This window comes from Bradyrhizobium sp., assembly GCF_016462955.1.
Classification (GTDB): domain Bacteria; phylum Pseudomonadota; class Alphaproteobacteria; order Rhizobiales; family Xanthobacteraceae; genus Bradyrhizobium.
The window spans coordinates 1-6,347 of record NZ_JAEMSD010000402.1 but is presented as its reverse complement, the minus strand read 5'-3'; the positions used below and the strand labels follow the sequence as shown (position 1 = coordinate 6,347).

The following is a 6,347-nucleotide window of genomic DNA, read 5'->3' as shown; positions in this document are numbered from 1 at the left end:
AATCGACGACCGCTGGACCGAAATCTTCCAGGCCAACGGCCAGACCTATACCGGTCCCAAGATCGTCCTGTTCCGCAACGCGACCAATGGCGGACGCTGCGGCATGGCGCAGTCGGCCATGGGACCGTTCTACTGCCCACCCGACCGGACCATCTTCCTCGACACCGCCTTCTTCCGCGAGGTCGAGACACGCTTTCGCGGCTGCTCCGGCAAGTCGGCGTGCAGTTTCACGACCGCCTACATCATCGCGCACGAGGTCGGCCACCATATCCAGAACCTGCTCGGCATCATTCCGCGCGTGACGCGGCTGCAGCAGCAGGCCGGCAGCAAGGCCGAGGCCAACGCGCTGCAGGTGAAGGTCGAGCTGCAGGCCGATTGCCTGTCCGGCGTCTGGGTCAATCGCGAGGCCAAGAAGCGCCCGAACTTCCTCGAGCCCGGCGACATCGAGGCCGCGCTGACCACGGCGAGCGCCATCGGCGACGACACGCTGCAGCGGCAGGCCACCGGCCGCGTCGTGCCTGACTCCTTCACCCACGGCTCGGCGGCGCAGCGCAAGCAATGGTTCATGATCGGCTATCAGCAGGGCACGGTCCAATCCTGCAACACGTTCGGCGCGGGAGCGCTGTAGTTATCCGTCATCCTGAGGTGCTCGCCTCTTGGCGAGCCTCGAAGGGTGACGAGCCCGTGGCCCATCCTTCGAGGCCCGCCCTGCGGTGCGCTCGCACCGCAGGGCGGGCACCTCAGGATGACGGCGGTGGTTGAGGAAACAGGAGTGAGGTCATGGCCTCCATCGACGAATCCAAGCAGTTCATCCCGCTCAACATCGCGGTGCTGACGGTGTCCGACACGCGCGCGCTCGCGGATGACAAGTCCGGCCAGACCCTGGTCGATCGCCTCACAGCTGCGGGCCACCACCTTGCCGCGCGCGAAATCGTCACCGACGATGTCGAGACGATCCGCGACGTGATCCGCCGCTGGATTGCCGACAGTGGCATCGACGTCGTGATCACCACCGGCGGCACCGGCTTTACCGGACGCGACGTCACGCCGGAGGCAATCGAGCCGCTGTTCGAGAAGCGCATGGACGGCTTCTCGATCGCGTTTCACATGCTGAGTCATGCCAAGATCGGCACATCCACGATCCAGAGCCGCGCCACCGCGGGCGTCGCGGGCGCGACCTACATCTTCTGCCTGCCGGGCTCGCCCGGCGCCTGCCGCGACGGCTGGGACGGCATCCTCGCAAGCCAGCTCGACTACCGCACCCGCCCCTGCAATTTCGTCGAGATCATGCCGCGCCTGGACGAGCATCTGCGCCGGCCGAAGGCGCAGGGCGCGACGGTGTGAACTCTCCGCTTCTCCCTCAGTCCGCCGAAGCCTTGGCGAAGGCGGATGTGGGAGAAGGTGGCGCGAAGCGCCGGATGAGGGGTTCTCTCCGCGCGCACCAATGCTTGTGGAGACATACCCCTCACCCAAACGAGCTTGCGTTTGCTAGTTGACCGCAAGGGGAGAGGGCGCAGCAACGCGCATCTCGCTCGCTGCAAGATCGTCAGAGATCCCGCTCCCACGTCTCGCCGATCAAGTCCTGCCCGAAGCTGTGATGCGGCTCCGTCGCGACCAGCTCGAATCCCGCGCTTTGATAGATCCCGCGCGCGGCCACCAAAATGCTCTGGGTCCACAGCGTCATCTTGCTGTAGCCCCGCTCGCGTGCGCCCTGGATGCACTGCTCGACCAGCGCGCGGCCGACGCCGAGCCCCCGTGCCTTCTTCTCCACCTGCAACAGGCGGAGCTTGGCGATGTCGTCAGTGGCCTTCACCAGAAACACCGAGCCGACCGGCTCGCCACCGACCTCCGCAATCCAGCAGTGCTCGCGCGCGGGGTCGTAGTTCTTGATGAACTGCGCGCAGATCTCGGCGACCAGCGCCTCGTAGCTGATGTCCCAATTGTAGTCCGCGGCGTAGGCGGCAGCCTGCCGGGAGATCACCCAGCCCATGTCGCCGACGCGATGACTGCGGAGCATGAAAGCGGCGGGCTGATTTCGAGGCGGCTCCAGCACGGCCTCGATGGTCGCCATGGCCTGCGTGAGCCGGCTCGCATCGCCGGGCGAAAGCCGAGCCAGCATTGCGGCGACCTCGTTTTGCGAACTCAGGTTCAGCTTGGCGAAGGCCTGCCGGCCCTTGGCGGTGAGGCTGAGCTGGTATTGCCTGCGATCTGCGGGCAGGGGCTTTCGCGTGATCAGCCCCTTCTCGTCGAAGCTCTGGACGATGCGGCTGAGATAGCCGGGATCGAGACCGAGCTCGCTTCCGATCTCTTTAGCCGCGAGGTCGTCGCGCTGCGCCAGTTCGTAGAGCACGCGCGCCTCGCTGAGCGAAAACGCGCTGTTGCCAAGGTGCTGGTCGAGTACGCCGAGTTTGCGGGTATAGAAGCGGTTGAAAGCGCGGACCGCTGCGATGGGGTCGGAGGCGTCCTGAACGGACGCCGTGCTCGACCGTGAAGATGTCGACAGCATGGGATCACCTCAATACTTGCCATTGTCAATTAATTATTTGACATTGGCAAGCGTATCGGTGGGTCAGCCGGTCATGACGATCCGGCTGCGCAGCATGGTCCGGGACGACCGGCCGAGCCGCCGCAGCAGCCGCGCCTCGGAATGGCGGGCGTGAGGCGGGTAGCCGCCGATCCGGTCGTAATGATCTCGTGCGATCAGCAGCCCCTGGTCGCCGAGGGGACCGACGAGGTGGCGAGCCACGGCCCAGAGCACGTCGCGCAACGCGGTATTGGCGTAGGGCGAGCGCGCATAGCGGAACACCGCGGCACGATCCCGGCCGCTGGTCGCGACGGCCTGGATGAACTGGGTGGTTTCCTCGATCCAGCCGGTCTCCAGCACGGCGCCCGCGGGCAGGAACATCAGCCATGGCGAGCGGGCCTGGAGCGCGCCGGCGGCAAGCGCGGCGCCTTGGGACTGCCCCTCGAAGGCGATGAAACGGCAGCCTGCGACGTCGGCCACGCGCTCGATCACGCCGTTGCGCGTGCCGTCGACGAGAATGACTTCCCGGATGACGCCGGCAGCGGCGCCCGGGACCAGCGCGGCGAGGGTTGCGACCGCCGTCTGCTCGACGCCTTCGGTCGGAATGATGACACTCAGCATGATCGAGGCTTCAATGTCCGCAATTCGGGAGAAGCGTAGCGCTGCATGCGGCTGTCATAAACCCGTAGCGTGGCCGAGTGCAACTTTCCGGCGGTGCCGCGGCGTGCGATGGTAAACCGCAGCAGGTCATTGCAGCCTAATGTGTCCTGCGCGGCCGGTAATTTTGCCGAATGTTTCGGCACAAGTCCCACCCGGCGGCATTGGCCCGAGTGCCTCATGGCGACATCGCGCTGCGAAGGCACTTGGTCGCTTGCGGATGCGGGTTGCAGGAAAAGTCGAACGAAATGTGTGATCTTGCTCGCGGGAGACGCTTCATATGAACGCCGATCATCTCGCCGTTGGCACCGCGCCAACATCGCCGAAGCAAGAGGCTGCGCCGCCCTTGCGGATCCGTGCGCTGATGCTGGGCGACCGCATCAATGCGTCCGGCCTCGAGATCGGAACGCTGGTGTCCTCGACGCCGGCCGCCTTCCGTGTCCATGCCGGTCTTGCCGTGATCTTTCGCTACGGCGTCGTCGTGCTGATCGGGCTGCTTCCATCCGAGGAGAAGGTTCTCATCGACAATCTGAAATCGCGGGTGACCGGAGAGCTCAGCCCGTACGAGGAGGAGATCGCGCAGGCGCAGCTCTGCCACGACGAGGCTGCCGAGGCGATCCAGCCCGGCGGGCCGATTTGCCTTGCCAAATTCTCCGATGACCGCCTGCTGCTGGTTGCGGATGCGCTCGCCAAGAGCACGTCGCTGGCGCGCGACGAGCGCCGCGTCGCCGCGGTCTTCGACGTGATCGAGCCGTTTGCACGGGAGCTCGCCGAACACGGCCGCACGCCGCAACGGCGCAAGGGCATCCTGCAATTGATCGGCAATGCGCTGCTGGTGCAGCAGCGGGTCGCCGGCCGCGTCGCCATCGCCGAGAAGCCCGACGTGCTCTGGGAGAAGCCCGAGCTCGATCGGCTCTATTCGCGCCTGGAGGACGAGTACGAGCTGAAGGAGCGCCTCGACACGCTCGAGCGCAAGCTTGCCGCGGTGTCAGAGACCGCCAACGCGCTCACCGACATCATCGACACCCAGCGCTCGCTCCGCCTGGAGATTGCCGTCGTGGTGTTGATCCTGATCGAGGTCGCCATGGGGACTTTTCAGCTCCTGACCGGCAGCGGCCACTAAGCATGATCAGATCAGTTTGATTGCTACAACGTAAGTGCGCTCCCTCTCCCGCTTGCGGGAGAGGGCCGGGGAGAGGGTGTTTCCGCAATGGGATAACCCCCAGAGGAGAAAGCCCTCACCCGCGCCTTCGGCGCGACCTCTCCCGCAAGCGGGAGAGGTTGCACCGAGCCCGTTGCAATCGATTCAACCTAAAGCCATTTTGCTTAGAGCGCGACCGCGATTCATCCGAATCTCATCGCGCCTTAAGGCACGGCGGCGTGCCGGACATGTTGGCCGGATTGCGCCTGCCACGCCGCGATCTCGGCGAGCTCCGCTTCGGGCCGTGTCCGGATCGTCTCGCATCGTCTGAGATAGAGCTCTCCGGCATCGCCCTCGATCGTCATCCACTCGCCTTCGGCAAGTGTGAGATTGCCGAGCTGGGCCTGCTTCGCGGCAGGATCGATCTTCAGCTCACGGCAACCCACCACGCACGGCTTGCCCATTTGCCGCGCCACCAGGGCCGCATGCGAGGTGCGCGCGCCGACGGACGTGACGATGCCGGCGGCAAGCGCGAAGCCCGCGACGTCGGCGGTGCTGGTGTCCGGGCGCAGCAGGATGACCGGCTCGCCCGCCTCCGAGAGGCGCTGAGCGCTTTCGGACGAGAACGCCGCCCGCCCGATCCCGATGCCGCCGGAGGCGCCGATGCCGGTCGTCGCCGGCCGGCCTGGAGCAACCAATCTGGTTTCGGTGAGCGAGGCGAGATCGATCTCGGCGACCCGCTCCAAGGCTTCGTCCTTCGAGATCAGGCCTTCATGCACGAGGTCGATCGCAATCCTGGCGGCGGCCCGCGGCGTACGCTTGGCCGTCCGGGTCTGGAGGATCCAGAGCTTGCCGTTCTCGACCGTGAACTCGACGTCCTGGACGTCGGCGAAGGCTTGCTCGAGTCGCCTCAGGACGTCGCCAAGCTCCGATTCGAGCTTCGGCAGCTCGCGTGCGATCGCTTCAGTCGTGTCGGGCGCGCGCCGTCCGGAGACGACGTCTTCACCCTGCGCATCGAGCACGAGGTCGATCATCGGGCGTGGTGCGCCCGTGGATGGCTCGCGCGAGAAGGCCACGCCGGCGCCGGAGGCGAGACCGCCATTGCCGAACACCATCGCCTGCACGGTCACGGCGGTGCCTTCTAGTGTTTCGAGGTGCTGGAGGCTCCGATAGGTCAGCGCACGCTCGCTCGTCCAGGAACGATAGACTGCCTGTGCTGCCGCCTCCAATTGGGCGAACGCGTCTTCCAGCAGGCCGTCGGCGCGATCCTCGATCACCGCCTGCTCGCGGCCGGCGAGTCGCTCGAGCGCTTCGCTGTCGAGCTCGCGGTCGCTGCCGGCATCTTCGACTGCGACGAGCTCCGCGATGCACGCCGCAAAAGCGGCTTGGTCGCGTTCCAGCACGGTCTCGCCAAAGCTCTCCAGGAAGCGTCGCCGGCAATCCCAGGCGAGGCGCGGCCGGCCGGTCGCACGAAGCAGGCCGTGCACGGCGTCCAGCGTGCAGCCGACATTGAGGACGGTTTCGAGCATGCCGGGCATCGACCGCGCAGCCCCCGAGCGGACCGACACCAGCAGCGGCTGCCGGCGGTCGCCGAAGCGCTTTCCGGTGGCGCTCTCGAGGAACGAGATGCCTTCCTTCAAGCCGTCGCGCAGATGCCGCGTGGCATGCGCATGGCCGGCAATGATTTCGGCGCAGAGCTTGACCGGGAGCACGAAGGCGGGCGGCACCGGCAGGCCCAGCGCGGCCATGCGGGCGAGATTGGCGGCCTTGGCGCCGATCTCTTCCGCGGGCCGCAAGTCGGCGGCATCAGCGCCGATACGCACGATATGCATGGGTAGCTTCCTCAGGCTGCGAGATCGATCATGATGTGACGGCGGAGCAGATGGCCGAACGCGGCGAAGCGGTCGGTAGCGCGCTCGACGGCGCGGGCGAGCTCGATCACCGACAGCGAGGTCGCGACGTCGAAGCCGCCGCCGAAGACAAGCGCGGTCGTCGCGCGTTCGCGGCTGTCCGCGGCGTGTTCCG

Annotated in this window: 7 protein-coding genes; 3 read left to right on the top strand and 4 right to left on the bottom strand. The window is 66.5% G+C overall.

What is annotated here, in order from left to right:
- Together JHD07_RS29695 and moaB are read left to right on the top strand one after the other, a co-directional pair.
- Positions 1-628 (top strand): neutral zinc metallopeptidase (locus JHD07_RS29695; protein ID WP_291628614.1); only part of this gene is annotated, 628 nt, incomplete at its 5' end.
- A 152-nt stretch (positions 629-780) separates the two neighbouring features.
- Positions 781-1,344 (top strand): molybdenum cofactor biosynthesis protein B, encoded by a 564-nt coding sequence (gene moaB / locus JHD07_RS29690; RefSeq protein ID WP_291628613.1) that lies wholly within the window; start codon positions 781-783, stop codon positions 1,342-1,344.
- Positions 1,345-1,546: 202 nt separating this feature from the next.
- Here the strand turns inward: moaB and JHD07_RS29685 are convergent, their stop codons facing one another.
- Together JHD07_RS29685 and JHD07_RS29680 are read right to left on the bottom strand one after the other, a co-directional pair.
- Positions 1,547-2,506, bottom strand: a complete 960-nt coding sequence (locus tag JHD07_RS29685) for a helix-turn-helix domain-containing GNAT family N-acetyltransferase (RefSeq protein ID WP_291628611.1) — start codon at positions 2,504-2,506, stop codon at positions 1,547-1,549.
- A gap of 63 nt (positions 2,507-2,569) precedes the next feature.
- A complete protein-coding gene (locus tag JHD07_RS29680) occupies positions 2,570-3,145 on the bottom strand; it encodes a glycosyltransferase (RefSeq protein ID WP_291628610.1) in 576 nt (191 codons plus the stop codon).
- 316 nt (positions 3,146-3,461) lie between these two features.
- On the opposite strand from JHD07_RS29680, the gene JHD07_RS29675 reads away from it, so the two are divergent.
- Positions 3,462-4,304: an RMD1 family protein gene (locus JHD07_RS29675; protein ID WP_291628608.1), complete on the top strand. Its 843-nt coding sequence runs from the start codon at positions 3,462-3,464 to the stop codon at positions 4,302-4,304.
- Between the two features lie 242 nt (positions 4,305-4,546).
- Here the strand turns inward: JHD07_RS29675 and JHD07_RS29670 are convergent, their stop codons facing one another.
- Together JHD07_RS29670 and JHD07_RS29665 are read right to left on the bottom strand one after the other, a co-directional pair.
- Entirely contained in the window at positions 4,547-6,154 is a 1,608-nt protein-coding gene (locus JHD07_RS29670; RefSeq protein ID WP_291628606.1) for a PEP/pyruvate-binding domain-containing protein, read from the bottom strand.
- An 11-nt stretch (positions 6,155-6,165) separates the two neighbouring features.
- Positions 6,166-6,347: hypothetical protein (locus JHD07_RS29665; RefSeq protein ID WP_291628604.1), on the bottom strand; the 182-nt coding region annotated here is incomplete at its 5' end.